The sequence below is a fragment of the Flavobacterium muglaense genome (assembly GCF_014305155.1).
Lineage (GTDB): Bacteria > Bacteroidota > Bacteroidia > Flavobacteriales > Flavobacteriaceae > Flavobacterium > Flavobacterium muglaense.
Genome location: NZ_JACRUK010000004.1, coordinates 105,184 through 125,269, shown reverse-complemented (window position 1 = coordinate 125,269; position 20,086 = coordinate 105,184). Strand labels below are relative to the sequence as shown.

General features: G+C 35.3%; 18 protein-coding genes and 1 tRNA gene. 2 read left to right on the top strand and 17 right to left on the bottom strand.

Features of this window, described 5'->3' with window-relative positions:
- Nucleotides 1-11: 11 nt before the first annotated feature.
- The 3 genes from H8R24_RS03295 to H8R24_RS03285 form a co-directional block, all read right to left on the bottom strand.
- Complete coding sequence (locus H8R24_RS03295) at nt 12-1,112, bottom strand: DUF4407 domain-containing protein (protein WP_187017152.1); 1,101 nt, start codon at nt 1,110-1,112, stop codon at nt 12-14.
- Nucleotides 1,113-1,280: 168 nt separating this feature from the next.
- Nucleotides 1,281-2,882, bottom strand: a complete 1,602-nt coding sequence (gene pckA / locus H8R24_RS03290; protein ID WP_187017151.1) for a phosphoenolpyruvate carboxykinase (ATP) — start codon at nt 2,880-2,882, stop codon at nt 1,281-1,283.
- A gap of 80 nt (nt 2,883-2,962) precedes the next feature.
- On the bottom strand, nt 2,963-3,349 hold the full coding sequence (locus H8R24_RS03285; RefSeq protein ID WP_187017150.1) for a DUF423 domain-containing protein: 387 nt from the start codon (nt 3,347-3,349) through the stop codon (nt 2,963-2,965).
- Between the two features lie 181 nt (nt 3,350-3,530).
- On the opposite strand from H8R24_RS03285, the gene H8R24_RS03280 reads away from it, so the two are divergent.
- The gene (locus H8R24_RS03280; protein WP_187017149.1) at nt 3,531-4,898 is read left to right on the top strand and encodes a saccharopine dehydrogenase family protein; all 1,368 of its coding nucleotides are present in this window, start codon (nt 3,531-3,533) and stop codon (nt 4,896-4,898) included.
- A 68-nt stretch (nt 4,899-4,966) separates the two neighbouring features.
- Here H8R24_RS03280 and H8R24_RS03275 read toward each other — a convergent pair whose 3' ends face one another.
- The 4 genes from H8R24_RS03275 to H8R24_RS03260 form a co-directional block, all read right to left on the bottom strand.
- Complete coding sequence (locus tag H8R24_RS03275; protein ID WP_187017148.1) at nt 4,967-6,421, bottom strand: M56 family metallopeptidase; 1,455 nt, start codon at nt 6,419-6,421, stop codon at nt 4,967-4,969.
- Nucleotides 6,418-6,792 (bottom strand): BlaI/MecI/CopY family transcriptional regulator, encoded by a 375-nt coding sequence (locus H8R24_RS03270; RefSeq protein ID WP_187017147.1) that lies wholly within the window; start codon nt 6,790-6,792, stop codon nt 6,418-6,420. The genes H8R24_RS03275 and H8R24_RS03270 overlap by 4 nt, the downstream gene beginning before the upstream one ends.
- Before the next feature lie 21 nt (nt 6,793-6,813).
- Nucleotides 6,814-7,233 carry a toxin-antitoxin system YwqK family antitoxin gene (locus H8R24_RS03265; RefSeq protein ID WP_187017146.1) on the bottom strand — a complete coding sequence of 140 codons (420 nt, stop codon included), beginning with the start codon at nt 7,231-7,233 and terminating at the stop codon, nt 6,814-6,816.
- A gap of 312 nt (nt 7,234-7,545) precedes the next feature.
- Complete coding sequence (locus H8R24_RS03260) at nt 7,546-8,937, bottom strand: dipeptidase (RefSeq protein ID WP_187017145.1); 1,392 nt, start codon at nt 8,935-8,937, stop codon at nt 7,546-7,548.
- Nucleotides 8,938-9,050: 113 nt separating this feature from the next.
- On the opposite strand from H8R24_RS03260, the gene H8R24_RS03255 reads away from it, so the two are divergent.
- Nucleotides 9,051-9,135: transfer RNA gene (locus tag H8R24_RS03255), tRNA-Leu, on the top strand.
- Nucleotides 9,136-9,178: 43 nt separating this feature from the next.
- On the opposite strand, the gene chrA is transcribed toward H8R24_RS03255, so the two are convergent.
- The 10 genes from chrA to H8R24_RS03205 form a co-directional block, all read right to left on the bottom strand.
- The gene (gene chrA / locus H8R24_RS03250; RefSeq protein ID WP_187017144.1) at nt 9,179-10,246 is read right to left on the bottom strand and encodes a chromate efflux transporter; all 1,068 of its coding nucleotides are present in this window, start codon (nt 10,244-10,246) and stop codon (nt 9,179-9,181) included.
- A 169-nt stretch (nt 10,247-10,415) separates the two neighbouring features.
- Nucleotides 10,416-12,674 (bottom strand): glycoside hydrolase family 3 N-terminal domain-containing protein, encoded by a 2,259-nt coding sequence (locus tag H8R24_RS03245; RefSeq protein ID WP_187017143.1) that lies wholly within the window; start codon nt 12,672-12,674, stop codon nt 10,416-10,418.
- 288 nt (nt 12,675-12,962) lie between these two features.
- The gene (locus H8R24_RS03240; protein WP_187017142.1) at nt 12,963-14,726 is read right to left on the bottom strand and encodes a DUF885 domain-containing protein; all 1,764 of its coding nucleotides are present in this window, start codon (nt 14,724-14,726) and stop codon (nt 12,963-12,965) included.
- Between the two features lie 54 nt (nt 14,727-14,780).
- Nucleotides 14,781-15,143: a nuclear transport factor 2 family protein gene (locus H8R24_RS03235; RefSeq protein ID WP_187017141.1), complete on the bottom strand. Its 363-nt coding sequence runs from the start codon at nt 15,141-15,143 to the stop codon at nt 14,781-14,783.
- 77 nt (nt 15,144-15,220) lie between these two features.
- Nucleotides 15,221-16,129: a pseudouridine synthase gene (locus H8R24_RS03230; protein WP_187017140.1), complete on the bottom strand. Its 909-nt coding sequence runs from the start codon at nt 16,127-16,129 to the stop codon at nt 15,221-15,223.
- A 234-nt stretch (nt 16,130-16,363) separates the two neighbouring features.
- Nucleotides 16,364-17,290: a geranylgeranylglycerol-phosphate geranylgeranyltransferase gene (locus H8R24_RS03225; RefSeq protein WP_187017188.1), complete on the bottom strand. Its 927-nt coding sequence runs from the start codon at nt 17,288-17,290 to the stop codon at nt 16,364-16,366.
- 102 nt (nt 17,291-17,392) lie between these two features.
- A complete protein-coding gene (locus tag H8R24_RS03220; RefSeq protein ID WP_187017139.1) occupies nt 17,393-18,331 on the bottom strand; it encodes a mevalonate kinase family protein in 939 nt (312 codons plus the stop codon).
- A gap of 31 nt (nt 18,332-18,362) precedes the next feature.
- Entirely contained in the window at nt 18,363-18,659 is a 297-nt protein-coding gene (locus tag H8R24_RS18405) for a type II toxin-antitoxin system RelE/ParE family toxin (protein WP_187017138.1), read from the bottom strand.
- Nucleotides 18,659-18,877: a hypothetical protein gene (locus tag H8R24_RS03210; RefSeq protein WP_187017137.1), complete on the bottom strand. Its 219-nt coding sequence runs from the start codon at nt 18,875-18,877 to the stop codon at nt 18,659-18,661. Before H8R24_RS03210 ends, H8R24_RS18405 begins: the two co-directional genes overlap by 1 nt.
- A 33-nt stretch (nt 18,878-18,910) precedes the next feature.
- Nucleotides 18,911-20,014, bottom strand: a complete 1,104-nt coding sequence (locus H8R24_RS03205; protein WP_187017136.1) for a diphosphomevalonate/mevalonate 3,5-bisphosphate decarboxylase family protein — start codon at nt 20,012-20,014, stop codon at nt 18,911-18,913.
- Nucleotides 20,015-20,086: the final 72 nt, after the last annotated feature.

Sequence of the window (20,086 nt, the reverse complement as noted above, 5' to 3'; positions counted from 1 at the left end):
GTTTTGTTTTGTTATAAAGTGCGCTTTTGTTTTGCTATAAAATTATGGGACTGTAACTCTAGTAAATCAGTAGCGTTTTTTCGTTGCAACTCGTATAATTTTTTGTCTTGAGCAATATCATCATAAACTTTGTCATGCATAGCGGCTGATGTTTTTACTAATAAGTCACGCTGGTACTTATCCTGTTCTATTGTTGCTTTTAAGGCTGTTTCTAGGTCTTCAAGCTTGAAATCATATTCTCCTTTTGGCGAAAGTAATTTGGCTATTATAGGCGAAGTTTCAATAGCAAGAAAAAGCAGCATAATAAAGAACGAGGGCAGCCAAGGTAATTTATCTAAAGCATTAATACGAGCCATTAAACCATCAAAGCCATCGATAATAGGTTGGGTCTCGCTGACCTTTTTATCTAAATCTGTTTGAAGTGTCGTTGCTTCTTTGTCTAAGGTGGCAATTTTGGCAAGATTCTTTTTTTGCAAGCTGTCGAATTCTTTTTTGGCAAGATCATGCTTGGCAATCTTTTCTTTAAAAACAGGTCCTTTTCCTAGTTTTTTAGTACCTGCAGTTCCTTCGGCTTCTGCAATGTAAGTATCGTAATAAGCATTTACTTCTTTTTCTTTTTTACTAATTTCTAGCTTTAGTCCGTCAATTTCGGTTTTGTTTTTATCTAAATCTGATTTAAAATAAGTAGCAACTTCCTTTTTGTTTTGCAAGGCCATTGCGTTTTTCTCTTTCAGTAAAACGGTATTGATTTCTTTTTCAAAAATTTTTATTTCTAGGGGTTTCGAAATCACAATGGCAATGATTACAGCAAGTAATATTCTAGGTGTGGCTTGTAGAAATTCACGGCCAAATCGTTCTCTTTTTCGAATAGTAGAAACTATAAATCGATCGAGATTGAAGATGAGTAAACTCCAAACCAAACCAAATAATAAGGCGGGATATACATTGTCAAAAACCGTAAATAGGGCATAAGCACTGGCAATAAACGCCATTACTGCTGTAAAGAAAACAGTGGCGCCAATACCTACGTACTTGGTTTGTTCTCCCTCTGAGCATCCTTCCAGGATGTCTTTGTCTGCTCCAGAGCAAACAATAAAAAAATGTTTTAACATGATTGAATGATTTGATTGATTGATGAATGCAAAAGTAAGGCCAAAAATAATACGAATATATAAATATCTGATTTGTTTTTGTTTAGAGAAACTAAGGTCGTTATTGAAAAAAAAAAAAGAGCTATTCAAATGAATAGCTCTTTAAGAAAAATCGAATTAAAAATTAACTTATGCGTTTGGTGCGCCTGCCATGATTTCATCATTAGCAAATTCTTCAAATTTGGCAAAATTAGCGTTGAATTTTTGACCTAATTCAATTGCCTTTTTGTCGTATAATTCTTTGTCATCCCAAGTGTTTCTTGGGTTTAATATTTCGCTTGGTACATTAGGGCATGATTGCGGTATAGCAATCCCAAAAACCACGTGGTTTTTATAATGTACCGCGTCTAACTGTCCGTTTAATGCGGCAGTAATCATTTCGCGTGTGTATTTTAATTTCATACGACTACCTGTTCCGTATGCTCCGCCCGTCCATCCGGTATTAATTAGCCATACTTTTACATCGGCTTCTTGGATTTTTTTGCTCAACATTTCGGCATATCTTGTTGGGTGTAACGGCATAAATGGCGCTCCAAAACAAGCTGAAAAATTAGGTTGTGGTTCTGTAACTCCCGCTTCTGTACCGGCAACCTTAGCAGTATATCCTGAGATAAAGTGGTAAGCTGCTTGTCCTGGTGTTAACCTTGAGATAGGAGGTAAGATTCCAAAAGAATCGGCTGTTAAGAAAAAGATATTTTTAGGGTTTTTACCTATTGATCCTGGTTGAATGTTATCAATATGTTCAATTGGGTAGCTTACTCTTGTATTGGGAGTGATAGAAACATCTTCGTAATCTACTTCATTTGTCCCTTTTTTGAAAACTACATTTTCTAAGATGGCACCTTTGCGTACTGCTCTAAAAATGTCTGGTTCGTTTTCTTCTGATAGGTTAACTACTTTCGCGTAGCATCCGCCTTCAAAGTTAAAAACAGTGTTTTCACTTGTCCAACCGTGCTCATCGTCACCTATTAGTTTTCTTTTTGGATCAGCAGATAAAGTGGTTTTTCCAGTACCAGATAAACCAAAGAAAATGGCAGTATCTCCATTGTCACCTACATTAGCACTACAGTGCATCGGCAAAGTGTTTTTGTCAACGGGTAAGATAAAGTTTAAGGCCGAGAAAATTCCTTTTTTCATTTCTCCTGTATAACCTGTTCCTCCTATAAGAGCTACTTTTTTAGAAAAGTTTAGAATAGCAAAATTAGCTTGGCGAGTTCCGTCCACTGCGGGATCGGCCATGAAGCTAGGAACACAGATTACGGTCCATTCAGGAGTAAAGTTTTCTAGTTCGCTTTCTTCAGGTCGTAAAAACATATTGTAGCAAAACAAGTTTGCCCAAGGAGTTTCTGTAACCACACGTACATTCAAACGGTAGTTTGGATCGGCACATACATAAGAATCCCTTGCAAAGATTTCTTTGTTAGATAAATAAGCCGTTACTTTTTTATATAAAGCATCAAATTTAGCTGGTTCGAATGGGATATTGACTTTTCCCCACCATACTTCGTTTTCTGTTACGCTATCTTTTACAATAAATCGGTCTTCAGGTGAACGCCCTGTAAAGGTTCCTGTGTTGATGGCTAGAGCTCCAGTCGAGTTCTCAATTCCTTGTCCTAACGCCAGTGTCATTTCGTGTAATGTGCTGGCTGATAATTGATAATGAATCTTTGCGTTTTCGATTCCTAAGTTAGTTAGCGAAATCGATTTCGTAAACGGTGTGTTATTATTCATAATTTTCTGTATTGAGTAGTTTAGTTTATACCTTACAAAAGTAGAACTAATATTTTAGATAGTATTTGATTATCTAAAATTTATGATTTTTTCTTCAATATATTTAATAAAAACACGGCCCAGCCCAGTATTAATAAGAATCCTCCAATGGGAGTTATGAATCCAATCGTTCTAAAATCAAATGGAGTAAGGTCATTTGTTGCCAATAAATAGATGGACCCTGAAAATAACAACACTCCAGAAAGGATTAAATAGTAGATCTTTTTTTTCGTCTTTTCGTCTAGGTCGGTTAGAGTACCAATTAGGATTAAAAACAGCGCGTGGTACATTTGATAGCGTACCCCAGTCTCAAATGTAACTAGATGCTCAGGTGTTAGTACTTTTTTTAGGGCATGTGCTCCAAATGCACCTAAAATTATCGCTAATACGCCAAAAATGGCTCCGGTTGAAATTATTTTTTTAGTCATTTTTATCGCCTTTTTTACCGTAAAAGTATTCCATAATTGTACAATCTAAAAGGTTTTTGGGGGATTGTTTTGTAACATTTTGATTTTTAGTTTTCGCGCTTGTCTTTTAATTTTTCTTTTAACGAGAAGTAGTTGTTATGAATACAACAATTTTGTATGTTTGTGTTATATTTATGTAATTATGAGGCAAATTTTAATTATCGGGGCGGGAAGATCAGCATCTTCATTAATACAGTATCTTTTGAATAAATCTGTAAAAGAGCAGTTGCATCTTGTAATTGCCGATTTGTCTTTGGCATTAGCCGAAAAAAAGACGAACAATCATCCAAACGCTACTGCAATCGCGTTGGATGTTTTTGATGCGAAACAAAGAAAAGAAGCGATTGAAAAATCAGATATTGTGATCTCGATGTTGCCTGCGCATTTGCATATAGAGGTTGCTAGAGATTGTGTTGTATGTAAAAAGAGCTTGGTAACAGCTTCCTATATTAGCGATGCAATGCAAGAATTGGATGCTGCGGCCAAAGAAAATAATTTGATCTTTATGAACGAAATTGGTCTTGACCCTGGTGTGGATCATATGAGTGCCATGAAGGTAATTGACGAAGTTAAAGATCGTGGTGGTAAAATGCTGTTGTTTGAATCTTTTTGTGGTGGCCTTGTAGCACCAGAATCGGATACGAATCTATGGAATTATAAGTTTACTTGGGCACCTCGGAATGTGGTATTGGCAGGGCAAGGTGGTGCCGCTAAGTTTATTCAAGAAGGTGCTTACAAATACATTCCGTATTGCAATTTGTTTCGTCGTACTGAGTTTTTGGAGGTGGAGGATTACGGACGTTTTGAAGCGTATTCGAATAGGGATTCTTTAAAGTATCGGTCAGTTTATGGTCTAGACGATGTGCTTACTTTATATAGAGGTACGATTAGAAAAGTTGGTTTTTCTAAAGCATGGAATATGTTTGTGCAATTAGGAATGACGGACGATAGTTATGTGATGGAAAATTCCGAGACTATGAGTTACCGTAAATTTGTTAATTCCTTTTTACCGTATCACCCAACGGATTCTGTAGAGATTAAAACAAGATTAATCTTGAAAATTGACCAAGATGATATCATGTGGGATAAATTATTGGAATTGGATTTGTTCAATGATAAGAAAATTGTCGGACTTAAAAATGCAACACCAGCGCAGATTTTAGAAAAAATATTAAGCGATAAATGGACTTTGCAGCCGCATGATAAAGATATGATCGTGATGTATCATAAATTTGGTTATGAGTTGAATGGTGTGAAGCAACAAATAGACTCTAAAATGGTTTGTATTGGAGATGATCAAACCTATACTGCTATGTCTAAAACCGTGGGATTACCGGTGGCTATGGCTACTTTGCAAATACTAAACGGAAAAATCACTACTCCAGGGGTGCAATTGCCTATTAGTAAGGAAGTGTATTTACCGATATTGAAAGAATTAGAAGAATATGGGGTTGTTTTTAAAGAACAAACCATGTCGTATTTTGGGTATAAGCCAGATGCGGTTTTTTAGTTAATAGTTTTTTAGAATTTAGTTAAACAAATCCGCTTGTAGTCAAGCGGATTTGTTGTTTTTGAGTATTACTCTGTTTGGATTGTTATGGGTAAACTGTATTCTACTCTTGCAAGTTTGTTGTTTACTTTACCTGGGGTCCATTTTGGTGAAAGTTTTAAGACTCTAATTGCTTCGTCTCCCATGCCGTATCCAAGGTCTTTATTTATTTTTATGTTGGATAGGCTTCCGTCTTTCTCTACTATAAAAGTGGCTAGTAGTTTGCCTTTTAGTTTCACTGCAGCTGCTTGCTCTGAAATCTTGAAATTACGACCTACATATTTGTAAAATGCTTCCATTCCGCCTGGAAAAGTAGGTTGAAGGTCTAAGGCTTCTTTTCCTTTGTACGCTTTTTCAATTGTGTTCTTGTGATTGTTTATGTCTACAAATTGTGGGCCTTTAGTGTTATTTAATGCATTAGGTTGTCCCTCCATTTTTTGTTTGTCTTCAGTTGCAGGTGGCGGAGGTGGAACATTGTCTTTTTCTTCAGTTGTTAGCTCATTAAATTTTTTGTTTGCAATTGTATTTCCTTTTTCGTCTAAAATTCTAAAGGTTGTATCTTCAAAATATTTTTCCATTCCATTAATAGGAGTTTTTAGTGCGGTTGGTTCTTGTGCTATTTTTTCTTTCTCTACTTTTTTACCGCAGGATAGCAAGAAGATAGCGGTAAGTATAGGAATTAAGGCTATCTTTTTTAGTGTAGCTGTAATTCTAGAGGTGGTTTTTGTCATCATAATAAATCTTTTTTTAGTTATTGAGTAATTCAAATTACTGGCCAAGTAATAATTCGTGTTCACATTAGCTACAGATAGTAATAAATTCTGGTAGAAAGGAATATCGTTATATGTGGTTATAACCTGCTCATCGGCTAGGAATTCGTGATTGAGTTGGATTGCTTTTTTGTAGAATAAGAATAATGGGTTGAACCAAAAAAATACTCTAATTGTTTCGATTAACAAAATGTCTATGGTGTGTTTTTGGTTGACATGAATGAGTTCATGCGTGTACAGTTCTTCTTCAATTTTTCGAGTATGATACGCTTCTTTGTTGATGAATATGCAGTTTAAAAAAGTGTGCGGTAATATTTTTTCGTTTAATAAAATCAGTTTTGCGTTTTTGTAGGCAATTGTAGTGTTGTTTTTTTGTTTGCAAATAAGTTTAGAAACATTGCTAACAAAACGGTATGCATAGACCATTGTAACCAGTCCGTAAATAGTCCATAAGGCAATTATCCAATAGTTGGCTTGGTCTTGTACCACAGTCATCGTCGTTTGTCCTGCTATGATTACTGGTTTTTTGATAAGTTCATTGCTGCTCTCTTGAATGATTTCAAAAGTGATGAACGGAATGGCAAAAGAGAAACCAAGACAAAACAGCAAGTAAAACCGATTGAATTGATGTATTTTTTCTTTTTCTAAAACAAGATGGTATAGTGCCAAAAGCACTGCTAAAGAAAGGGTCGATTTGATTAAAAAGTCTATCATTTTTTCTTTTTTAGGATTTCGCCGTCGATTATTTTTCTTAAATCTTCTAGTTCTGCCGATGAGAGGTTTGTTTCTTTTGTGAAGAATGAAGCAAATTGGGAGGCCGAATTATTGAAAAAACTACTAATGAGTCCGTTGACGTGTTTGGAGAAATAGTCCGTTTTTTTTACCAATGGATAATATTCTCTGGAGTTACCAAATTCTTTATAAGCCACAAAATCTTTGTCGATCATGCGTTTTAGTAGCGTAGCAATGGTGGTTGTTTTTGGTTTTGGTTCAGGAAAAGCTTCTAGTAAATCTTTCATAAATGCTTTTTCTAGTTGCCACAAATGTTCCATTACTAGTTCTTCGGCGTTAGTGAGTTGTTGCATTTTGTATTTTTTTGTGAATAATTAGTTGTTCGTTTCTGAGATTAAATCTCCTTTGTTGTAGGTTCGTGTGGTGATTAATTGGCCATTGCTGTTATAGTATTTCCAAGTTCCGGAATAATACCAGTGTATATCTTTGTCTTTAATGTCGAGTTTAGTGATGCCTTTGGCTTGCTTTTTTCGGTTTTGATGGAATAGTTTGGTCTTGCAATAGGTTTTATGGTAGCGTTCCTTTTTTATAAGTTGGCTGTTTAGGTAGTACCGCCATTTTTTTACGGGATCATCGTCTTTGTAGGTTCCAATCGATTTGTAATGAGCGCTGTCTAAGGCGTAGGTTTCTATCCAAAGTCCTTCTCTTTTTTTATGTACTGTTTGATTGTTAGTTTTTACTTTGCATGAATTCAAACTCAGAATGATGATAAAAAGGAAGGTGAGTTTTTTCATTTGTTCTACATAATTAAACATTGCTCTACAAATGTAGAGTTATATTTTAATAAAACAAATTAATTTGTAATTATATGTAGTGTAGTGGGTTGCGTTAAGGATTGAAGTAGAAATCCTTTTTATTTTATTTTTCATAAAATAAAAAGATTGTAACGGAAAGCCTGACCCGCTTTTTTCGGCGGGTAACGCCCAAAAAAAAATCCGCTCATTTCTGAACGGATTGTGATTGTATGTTTTGAGATGAATCTCGACTGCGCTCGATTTGACACTGCGACGCTCGATTTGACACGAGTTCGTTCGGCTTAAAACCATTTATTTTTTACTTAACTCCACAAAATATTTGTAGAACAACGGAATAGTTTCGATTCCTTTCAAGTAATTGAAAATTCCAAAATGTTCGTTTGGCGAGTGAATCGCGTCGCTATCAAGTCCAAATCCCATTAAGATCGTTTTGCTTTTGAGTTCTTTTTCGAATAAAGCAACGATAGGAATACTGCCGCCTGAACGCACCGGAATGGCTGGCGTACCAAAGGTTTCTGTATAAGCCATATTAGCAGCTTGGTAGCCAATGCTGTCAATAGGAGTTACATATCCTTGACCTCCGTGATGTGGTTTTACCTTTACGGTAACGCCAGCAGGAGCAATGCTCATGAAGTGTTTTGTGAACAATTCAGTGATTACTTCCCAGTCTTGATTAGGGACTAAACGCATCGAAATTTTAGCAAATGCTTGGCTTGCGATAACGGTTTTGGCACCTTCACCTATATAACCACCCCAGATTCCGTTTACGTCAAGCGTAGGGCGAATCGAGTTTCTCTCGTTTGTTGTGTATCCTTTTTCGCCGTAAACATCGTTTAGTTTTAATGCATTTTTATATTTTTCTAGGCTAAAAGGCGCTTTGGCCATTTCGGCTCTTTCTTCTAGAGACAATTCCTCGACATTATCATAGAAACCAGGAATGGTAATGTGGTTGTTCTCATCATGAAGCGAAGAGATCATTTTGGCTAAAATATTGATTGGATTAGCCACTGCACCACCGTATAATCCGGAGTGTAGATCACGGTTAGGGCCTGTAACTTCGACTTCTACATAGCTCAATCCACGAAGTCCTGTTGTGATAGAAGGTTGCTGGTTAGAGATCATTCCGGTATCCGAAATCAGGATGACGTCATTCTTTAGTTTCTCGGTATTGTTTTCAACAAATGTTTTTAAGTTAACGCTTCCTACTTCTTCTTCGCCTTCAATCATGAATTTTACGTTACATGGCAAGTTGTTGTTTTGAATCATGTATTCAAAAGCTTTTACGTGCATGTACATTTGGCCTTTATCATCACAAGCGCCACGAGCAAAAATAGCTCCTTCGGGATGAATATCAGTCGTTTTTATAACGGGTTCGAATGGAGGAGAAGTCCATAATTCAATTGGATCTGCCGGTTGCACATCATAATGTCCGTAAACAAGGATTGTAGGTAGTGCTGGATCAATCATTTTTTGGCCATAAACAATAGGATATCCATCGGTTTCGCAAATTTCAACAAAATCGCATCCTGCTTTTTCAAGGCTTAATTTCACAGCCTCTGAAGTGTCGATTACATCTTGCGAGTAAGCAGTGTCAGCACTTACTGATGGGATCTTTAATAGCTCTATTAATTCGTTGATAAAACGGTCTTTATTTTCTTGAACGTATGCCTTTATATTTTCCATTTATGTGTAGATATTTTAGTGACTCAAAAGTACAAAAAATAGAATAAAAAAAAAATTTGAAAAAATTCTTTGAAAGTTCAAACTTATAACTATATTTGCACCCACAATTGCACGCGGATATGGTGAAATTGGTAGACATGCCAGACTTAGGATCTGGTGCCGCAAGGCGTGTAGGTTCGAGTCCTATTATCCGCACCAAAAAAGCTTCTCAATTGAGAAGCTTTTTTTTTGTGCTTTATTTTTATTTGTAGCGTACGAAATTGTAGGAGTAAATTATGGAATTTGGGTCAATAAATAACCTGCGCCAATCTACAATAGAATCAGTTCCCATTTTATAACAAACTGCGATGATAATTGTTACAGATGCCACGTTTACCGCGTCAAGAAAAACGGCAATTGCTGGCTTGCTTCTTAGTTTTTTTACCAAGGGATTGAGTAGGGCTACAAACAAAAAAGACGGAATAAATATGGCAATTGTCGCTACTATTGCTCCTAAAAGGCCATTGATTTGATATCCAATAAAGGTTACAGACGAAAAAACAGGGCCTGGCGTAAACTGTCCAATGGCGATAGCATCAACCAAAGTGGCTCGCGACATTATACCAGTTGCGACTAATTCCGTATCTAGAAATGGAAAAAATACGTATCCACTTCCGTATAATACAGCACCTATTTTTAAAAATAGCAAAAAAAGATTCCAGTTGGTTGCAGTAACAACAGTTGTTTTTATGAATTGAAAAGCGGTTAGCGGAATTAATGTAAGCGTTTGTTGGTTTTTTATTTTCGAATACAATAAAGCCAAGAAACCCGAGCCAAATAGAATGTAGATTTCGTTTATTTTTAAAATCGAAAGACTAAGAGCTAGAATTCCAATAAGTGCCAGTGTTTTGGTTTTAACTGATTTTTTGGCCAGTGGAAAAATAGCGGCTAGAATGATGGCGATGATAGCAGGTTTTATACCAAAAAGAAAAGATTGTGCTTCGGGCAATTGACCGTATTCCTTGTAATAGTGTGCTATAATTCCGGTTAGGATTACCGCGGGTAAGATGAAGCAGAGGCCGGCAATAATCAAACCCTTTGCGCCACCTCTTTCGCGACCAATATGGATAGCCATTTCGGTGCTATTTGGCCCCGGAATCAAACTGGTTGCTCCTATGAGGTCTAAAAAGTGTTCCTCGGTGAGCCATTTTCTTTTTATAACCACTTCTTGTCGCATCATGGCAATATGAGCTGCGGGTCCGCCAAAGCCTATAATACCTAGTTTTAAAAATAATTGAGCTATTTCTTTTAAAGTGTTTTGGTGCGTCATTGGTTGTATAAAGGTCTGATTGCGCTAAAATAATTATAAAATGAGAGTAGTCTTGCGTTTTTAGATTATTTGTTTGCTAAGTTTTCTGTTTTTTATTGGGCCGCAAGGTTGTTAAATAGTAAAGGCTTCTCAATGAGAAGCCTTTACCGTATGATTTATAGATTTGTTTTTATTTTAATACAAAATTTTTATTTTGTGTTCCAATTTGAATGTTGAAAGTTCCGTTTTCGGCTACCCATTTTAAATCTTCACCTACAAATTGCAAGTCTTTTTGGTTTAGGGTAAAGGTTACGGTTTTTGTTTGGTTTGGTTCCAAATTGATTTTTTCGAAACGTTTCAATGCTTTTACTTCAGGTGTGATACTAGCTACTTTGTCAGATAGATAAAGTAAAACAGCTTCTTTTCCAGCTCGTTTCCCCGTATTTTTCACATCAACAGTTACGGTGATTGCATCAGTATGGTTGATCTCTGATTTGTCAATTGCTAAATTTGAATATTCAAAAGTAGTATACGATAATCCAGTTCCAAATTCGTATTGCGGAGAATAACTTTTTTGATATTGTGCATCGTTATTTTGCTCTTCGTCACCTAAACTCTCCGTGTATTTTCTATTGTATTTTTCTAATGAGTTCGTGTATCTAGGGTAGTTATAAGGAATGCGTCCGCTTGGGTTTACATCACCGTAAAGAATATCGGCTAGTGCGCGTGCTCCTTCGTTTCCGGGTAGGTAACATTGAACTACAGCATTCATTTTGTCTTCAAAATCGCTGATGATTCTGGGTCTTCCTTCGTTTAAAACTAAAATAATTGGCTTGTTCAGTTTTGATAAAGCCAAAGCTAAATTTATTTGTGATTTGCTCAGGTATAAATTACTAATGTCACCAGGCGTTTCAGTATAGTTTTTTTCACCTAGACATAAAATTATTTTCGAAGCGTCTTTGGCTAGTGCTACTGCTTTTTGAATTTCGTCCTCGTTTTCTTTTTCAAGATCAGCTCCAGCAGTGTACAGTACGTTTTGTTTTCCTATTTTGTTTTCTAATGCTTCTAAAACAGTAGACTTGTCAGCCGCATACTTGTCTGAGTTTTCGCCTTGCCAGTTGTAAGACCATCCTCCATTTAGGTATTTCATACTATTAGCCGTAGGACCAGTAACTAGTATTTTTTCGGATTTGTTTAAAGGTAAAACAGCAGCTGTGTTTTTTAATAAGGTAATAGATTCGGCTGCCGCATTATAAGCAACATCGATAAATTCTTGAGAACCAAATTTGGGATAATCTTTTAAATCAGCTATATTGTTTTGAAATAAATTTACTTCATATTTCATTCGTAAGATTCTGGCAACCGCATCGTCAATTCTTGACATTGGTACTTCGCCTTTGTTTACTAGATCTAGTAAATCCGTGTAAAAGGTATAATCTTCGGGAACCATACTCATATCGATACCTGCCATAACAGATATTCTAACTGCGTCTCTATTGTTTTCGGCCACTTTATGTCTTGTGTACAAATAGATAATGTCTTTCCAGTCAGTCACTACAACGCCTTGAAAACCTAATTCGTTTTTCAAGATATCAGTAACCAAGTGCTTGCTTGCATGAACGGGAGTACCATTTATTTCTCCTGAGCTTATCATAATACTTTTAGAACCTGCTTTTATTGCGGCTTGATAAATGGTTAAATCAAACTGTCTTAAAACACGTTCAGGGATTATGCTAGGTGTTCTGTCTTTTCCAGTCGTTGTGCTTCCGTAGCCTATGAAATGTTTCATACAAGAGGCTACATGGTATTTTGAACCCACATCGTTTCCTTCGAAACCAGCGACCATTGCAGCGCCCATTTGAGACGATAAATACGCATCTTCACCAAATGATTCCCACATTCTTGACCAAGATGGATTGCGTGGTAAGTCTAAATCTGGAGAGAAAACCCATGGAATAGAGGAAGCTCTTGTTTCGTAAGCGGATATTTCTGATCCTCTTTTTGCAATTTCGGTATTAAAGGTAGCTGCAATTCCTATTTGTTGTGGAAATAATGTAGCTCCAGCAGTATAGCTAGACCCATGAATGGCATCAATACCGTATAAAACCGGGATTTTTAATCTTGTTTTGTTGGCTTCATTGTTAATGGTAGTAATAACTTCTTTCCATCTTTGAATGGTAGGGGCTCCAGGATTTGGGACATTTAGCATAGAACCGATATGGTAATTCTGGATTGCTTCTTTTAATTTAACCATATCAAAAACGCCGGGTTGCCCTTTTGCTTCAAAATTAGTCACTGTCATTTGTGTCATCTGACCTACTTTTTCTTCCAGAGTCATTTTAGCAAGTAGTTCGGATACTTTTTTATCAATTTCAACTTTGTTATTTTGACTAAAGGATGCATTTACTGAAAAGCAAAGAACCAATAATAGTAAAATTGTTTTTTTCATTTGTTAATAGATTTGGGTTGATTTAAAAATAAAAAACAAAAAAAAGGAGCTGTTTTTTTATTTTTTCTATTTTTAAAAGTAGGTATTTTTTAAAGTTATTGATTCTTTGGCAATGGTATACTTATTGTTTTATCGAACTTTAACGTTTTCGTTTGTAAAAATTAGTGCTTATTTATAGTCTAATAATTATACTTTAGGAAAGTAGATTTGAAAAAAATAGACATAAAAAAAGTCTCATTGTTTTTATTCAATGAGACTTTTTGGTAATTGTATTTTTTTTCGAACAAACTATTTACTTGCAATCCATTCGTCAATTTTTTTCTCTAATAAAGCGAGTGGCATTACACCAGATTCTAATACCATTTCATGGAACTTTTTAATATCAAATTTTGCGCCCATTTTATCTTGTGCTCTTTTACGTAATTCCATTATTTTTAGTTGTCCTATTTTGTATGACAAAGCTTGACCGGGGATGGCCATGTAGCGCTCGATTTCGGTAGTGATACTTGCTTCACTTTCGGCTTCGTTTTCAAGAGAATATTTAATCGCTTGTTCACGAGTCCATCCTTTACTGTGCAAGCCCGTATCTACTACTAAACGTACGGCGCGGTGCATTTCGTTTCCTAACATCCCAAAATATTGATAAGGATCTTTATATAAACCAAGTTCTTTTCCTAAGCTCTCAGTATATAATGCCCAGCCTTCGCCATAAGCACCAAACCAGTTGAATTTTCTAAAATCAGGAAGACTAGCATTTTCTTGTTGTAACGAAATTTGGAAATGATGTCCAGGAATTGCTTCGTGTAAAAACAAATCTTCATCACCATACATATTGTATTCTTTTACATCTGGAATGGGAACATAAAAAATACCTGGTCGAGATCCATCGGCAGTTCCTTGACTGTATTCGGCACTTGCGGTTTTTTCTCTAAAGGCCTCGGTTCTTCTTATTTCAAATTTTGTTTTGGGTTGCAAAGAGAATAACTTGTCTACGTTTGGTTTAATTACACTGTAGATTCGGTTGAAGTTAGCAATTACTTCTTCTGGTTTTTTGAATGGTTTTAATTCTGGTTTGTTTCTTACGTATTCAAAAAAGTCAATTAACGTTCCTTTGAAACCAACTTGATTTTTTACCTTTTCCATTTCGGCATTAATGCGCGCCACTTCTTTTAATCCCAATTCGTGAATTTCTTCTGGAGTCATTTCAGTAGTAGTCCATTGCTTGACATAAGCAGCATAGAGTTCTTTGCCAAATGGCAAACTGCCTATTCCGCTTGTTGATCGTGAAGCTGGCAAGTATTCCTTTTTAAGGAATTCGGCCATTTTTTTATATTGCGGAATCAATTTGTCATTGATCGTTGCAGTGTATTTAGCTGTTAAATCTTTTTTGGTAGCATCTGAAAATGCATCGGGCATTATTTTTATAGCCGAATAAAATAGGTTGTCCTCCACGTTAGGAGTTGCCATTTCGGCAAATTGCGGAATCACCTTCTCGGTTAAAGATTTAGGTAAAACTGCGCCTTTGCGGATTCCCTTTTTCATATACACCATAGCCGAGTCAATCCATACACTATATAAGTCCATTCGTTTTAGGAAATTAGTATAGTCTTTTTCGGTTTTGAAGGGTTGACCACTTGTTCCGCCAGCATATTGTCCCATGGTTAAATGGGTTCCCCAAAATTGGTGAATAGGCATCAGGTTTGTAGGTTGGTCTAATAATTTTTTTCCAACGCTTACTTCCCACTTAATGATTTCGTAGCTGTTCTTTTCTTCCGCAGATAGTTCTTTCTCATCGATAGAATCTAAGGTGCTTTCGTATTTGTTGAAAAAATCCAATTGCGATTTTCTATAACTATCCGTCATCTCAAATTGCAATTTGTCGTTGTATTCATTTTGTCCACTTTGAGTGGCGCTTAATGGATCAAGGGCGTTTTTATCGTCAAAATAGTTTTTAGTAATGGTCGAAAAATCAACTTTGTTTTTTTCTGATTTACAGTTAACTAAGAATGTAGAGACTAGAATTGCAATTAAAATTAGTGGGGTCTTTTTCATGATTTTTTAATTTATGATATGTAAAGCTATGATAAAATTTGGAAAAACAATAATTTAACCGTGGTAGACTCTAGAGCTTATTATTTTATCTTCTCTAATATCAAGAACTTCGGCAATGGGCATTGGTTCTTCATTGGCAACAAGGCGAGTGTATTCCATAAAAACGCGGTCGCCATTAGCGGTCACTGATGTTAGTTTGTAGTTCAAACTAGGGAGTCTGTCAAATGCGTCCTGCCACCAGTTGCGCAAAGCGTTTTTTCCGGTCACAAAACCGTTGGTTTCAGGTTGGTGGGTTTTCAATTTGGGACTGTAATGTATGGCGTCATCATCATAAAGCGCTAGTAGTTTTTCGAGCTCTTTGTTATTGAATGTTTCGATCCATTTAAAGGCAATTGATTGCAGTTTTTCGGGGGTCATGGGCTTGGCTTTGTTGTAAAAAAAATCCTATTCACGAAGAAAAGGATTTTTGACTTTTTATGCTATTGAAAAGCGATTTATACGTTTTTCAAATTGATGATTTCTTGTTCTGTAAGTAATCTCCAGTTTCCTCTTGGTAAGTTTTTCTTTGTCAAACCTGCAAAAGAAACACGGTCAATTCTTAAAACATCATAACTAAAATGTTCAAATATTGATCGAACTACTTTTACGTTAGCCGATCTTAGTTTTAAACCTATTTCGCTTTTCGCTTCTCCGTCAATGTAACTTACATCTTCAACATAAACGCGGTGTCCATCAAGAACAAGTCCTTTGTTGATTTTTTCTAGGTCTTCAAATTTCAAGTTTTTATCTAGTGAAACTTGGTAGATTTTTGATGATTTGTTTGTTGGTAATGTAAATTTACGAATCATGTCAGTATCATTGGTAAACAATAATAAACCAGTCGTATTTTTATCCATTCTTCCTACAGCTCCAATTTTGGCAGTAGTAGAACCTTTTACTAATTCTAAAACATTACGAAACTCTTGACCTTCGTCAAATGCTGTTGTAAAGTTTTTAGGTTTGTTCAGTAAGATGTATACTTTTTTCTCTGGTGTCAATTTTACACCGTCAAAGTTTACAACATCACCTGGTTTTACCATGTATCCCATTTCGGTAACGGCAATTCCATTTACTTTTACCGTTCCAGACTGAATGTAAATATCAGCATCACGACGTGAACAAGCGCCAGAATTGGCGATATATTTATTCAAACGAATTTCATCTTTTACCTTAGGTCTTTTTGGAGCCTGATTCGGTTTTTTTTCTACTTTATCCGAAACGACTTCAGCAACCTTAGTATTTACTTTTACTTTTTTAGGCCCTTGTGCCCTTTTTTGCATCGCAGGTTTTGGCTTATTTGAGCTAGGTCTAGAACTCGTAGGTCTAGCACCGCTTTTTTTATTATTGCCTTCCTTGTTATTCATAATATTCTATAATTTGTGCAAAGATAGTATTTAAATAATTGCTAATCGATAACTATAAAGTAAAATGCTAAAACAGTAGCACATAGCGATATAATGTAAGGGAAGTTTGTTTATTTGGAGCTATTTCCTGCTTTTCACTATATCTTTTACTTTTTTTGAAAAAAAAAGTAAAAGGATGCCGTTGCAATCAGGGCTAGTGATACGATCCCGTTTCTAGTCCAAAAGAAGTCGTTTTTAAACTAATAGCAACAGTTTTTTGCCATTCCACAAAACAGTAGGGTTGATCAATACAATACAGAAAACACCTGCTACAATAAGAAATTTCAAAACATTATGTAGTAGTAAATACTGCCCTTTTTGATTGGATTTCCATAAATACAATAAAAAGAAAATAAGTATAATAAAACAAGAGTAAAAATAGATGTCCATATAGCCCACATCATAAATGTCAACCAAAACATAGACCGGTACAATTGTAAATAATGTCAATACTGTTATGATTTTTTTCGAAACCTTTTCACCAAACCGGATTGGGATGGTTTGGTAATTATTTGCCAAATCTCCTTTTAAATTCTCTAAGTCCTTGATCATTTCTCGAATTAATAACAATAGAAATAAAAAACAAGCATGTGCAAAAATCACGGCAAAGTGTCCTTTGTAGTTTTCTATTTCTTCAAAACTAATGTTGTTGTAATAATGAAGCATAATGGCAAAAAACGGTATTACAGCCATCAATGTTGCGGTTAGGTTTCCTATTACAGCGTATTTTTTTATTTTATGAGAATAGAACCAAATCATAAATATGTAAACCGAAAAGAATATAAAGGCTTGCCAAGAAGAGAAAAGAGCTAGCACTGCCGCCAAAAAATTAAGCGAAAAGTAAACTTTAAGTTTGGTAGACTGACTCACTAATCGATCTAGAGTTGACTTATTAGGACGGTTAATTAAATCTTTCTGGCTGTCGTAGAAATTATTGATGATGTATCCAGAAGCAATAGTAATTGCAGAGGCTGATACTAGTAAAAATAAATTTAGATCTAATAATATAGCTAAAGCTCTTTTTTCGGGTGCGAGAATAAATATGGCCGAAAGGTATTGAGCCAAGATAATTATAGGTATGTTGTATCCTCTAATTACCGAGAATAAACTAATAGCCTTCATAATCAATAGTTTGTGCTTTCTATTCAATTTCCTACTTTTTTAAAATAATAAAGCTTAAAATTACTGTGAATTTTAAGCTTTATGTATCGTTTTAGTTGTTGATTAAAATTGGTAAACAACTTCTAGTTTGTAGTCTTTCAATGATGCCTTGGCGCGTTCTAGATCTTCGGTAAAACCTAAGATGTAACCACCACCACCTGAACCGCAAAGTTTTAAGTAGTAATCGTTAGTGTCAATTCCTTGTTGCCAAATTGCGTGAAATTGTTCTGGAATCATTGGTTTAAAATGATTTAAAACAACTTTAGATAATTTCTTAGTGTTGGTAAATAATGACTTCATATCACCACCTAGGAAGTTTTCAACACAAGCATCTGTGTATTTTACAAATTGGTTTTTTAACATCGCACGGAAACCTTTGTCTTTTAAATTTTCCATAAAGATGTTTACCATTGGTGCCGTTTCACCTACAATTCCAGAATCCAATAAGAATACAGCTCCTTTTCCGTCAAAACTTTGATTAGGAATGCCAGTTGCTTCAATATTGTCTTTAGAATTGATTAATATAGGAATACTCAAATAGCTATTCAATGGGTCTAATCCAGAGCTTTTCCCGTGGAAAAAACTTTCCATTTGAGAAAATATATTTTTTAACTGTAATAATTTTTCACGAGTCAAATTTTCAAGAACAGTAATTTTGTCGTGTGCATATTTGTCATAAATAGCGGCAACTAGTGCTCCACTACTTCCTACACCATATCCTTGCGGTATGCTAGAATCAAAGTACATTCCTGTTGCAATGTCTTCTTTTAGTGTTGCTAAGTCAAATGCTACTAATGTGGGTTGTTCTTGTTGAAGCGTTTCAAGATAAACCGCAAAGCGATTTAAACTAGCATTTGAAGCTATGGCTTCTGCAGTTGGATGTTCGTCTCTTTTTAACGCACCATTATAAAAATTATAAGGGATTGACAAACCCTTAGAGTCACGAATAATTCCGTATTCTCCAAAGAGTAGTATTTTTGAGTAAAATAAAGGTCCTTTCATAGTTGGTGAATTATCAATTTGGGGTTGGTAATTAGTTTATTTTGTTAATCTTATTTGGGTCTTGTCTTGTGTCGAAGATGCGAAGAATATTTAAATTTTTTTCGTCAAAGTCATAATACAAGCTTATCTGTTTAGAAACAACACATTTCCGTGTATTGCGTATCGTTGATTTTGGAAATAATTCAGGGTTCAATCTGATTTTTTGAATATTTTTGTTTAATTTTTGTGCTACTTTCTTCCGAATACTAACAGACCATTTACAGTCTAAAAAATCAAATAAATCTTCTAATTCATACGTTGCTCGTTTCGAAATCACCACCTTTCTCATTAAAGATAGTTAACTATGAAATCATCCCAGGAAGTAGTATTGCCATTTTTAAAATCTTCAATTCCTTCTTCGATTCCTGCTTTCTCTTCCTCTGTCAACTCCTCCCAAAAATCTTTTTTTTCTTTTGTTAAAAGGGATTTGATAGACGCAATAATTGATTCGTCATTGGTTTGCAATAACCGCTCAATAATTTCTTGTTTTTCTAATTGAATATCCATACTTAACGCTTTAATCTCATAAAGATACAAAAATTATAATAAGATCGCTCCATTTCCAATTTCGTCACAAATGTACTGCCCATTTTGACAATAGCCAACTAATTCGTCTTTAATAAATTGCAAAACTTTTTCGCTAACGTTTTCGGGATATAAAACATGCACATTTGCACCTGCGTCTAATGTAAAGCAAACCGGTATTTGGGTCTCGTTTCTGAATTTCCAAATGGCATTTATGATTTCTAAAGTATTTGGCTTCATCAGGATAAAATACGGCATAGAGGTCATCATCATGGCGTGCAAAGTCAAAGCTTCACTTTCTACTATTTTAATAAATGCGTTTAAATTTCCGCTTTTAAATATTGAAATCAGTGCGTCTAAGTTTTCATGTGCTTGCGCAAAACGCCTTTCTGCATACGGATGGTTGTGCATTAAGTCATGACCTACCGTACTTGAAACTTGTTTCTCGCCTTTGTCTACTAATAAAATCGTGTCTTGATAATTCTTGAAGTTGTCATGAATATCGTTTGGAAATTCCACTCCAAATAAATCAGAACTTCCTTTAATATTGGATTGGTTTCCCCAAACAACAACTTGCCCTTTTACACTTCGACAAGCACTTCCTGATCCTAGTCGGGCTAGGAAAGACGCTTTTTGATAAAAGTATTCTTCGGTCATTGCTGGGTTAAGCGCTTTTTCTAAACTCATTAAGTTCATAGCTAGTGCAGCCATTCCTGATGCTGATGATGCTATTCCAGAACTATGCGGAAATGTATTCGCAGTGTCAATTGTAAAATGATACTCTTTTAAAAACGGAAGGTAGACTTCAATTCTTTCTAAGAATTTCTGAATTTTCGGTTTGAAATCTTCTTTTGGTTGCCCTTCAAAAAGCAAGTCAAACGAAAAAGAGTCTGGATCAGTATGGAGCGAAGTCGAACTGTCTTTTTTGGCGAAAGCCAGTTTAGTAATCGTTTTACAGTTGTTCAACGTAAAACTTATCGATGGATTAGCCGGAATTTGATTGTCTTTTTTCCCCCAGTATTTTACTAATGCTATATTGCTAGGTGCGCTCCATTGAAAGCTACCGTTTTCTATAAGTTGAGAATATTTTGTAGGTATAAAGTCGTTTGCTGTCAACATGAATTGAAAAATTTTTACAAAGATACTTTTTTTTAAACCACAGATTAACAGATTTTCGTCAATTTATATTAC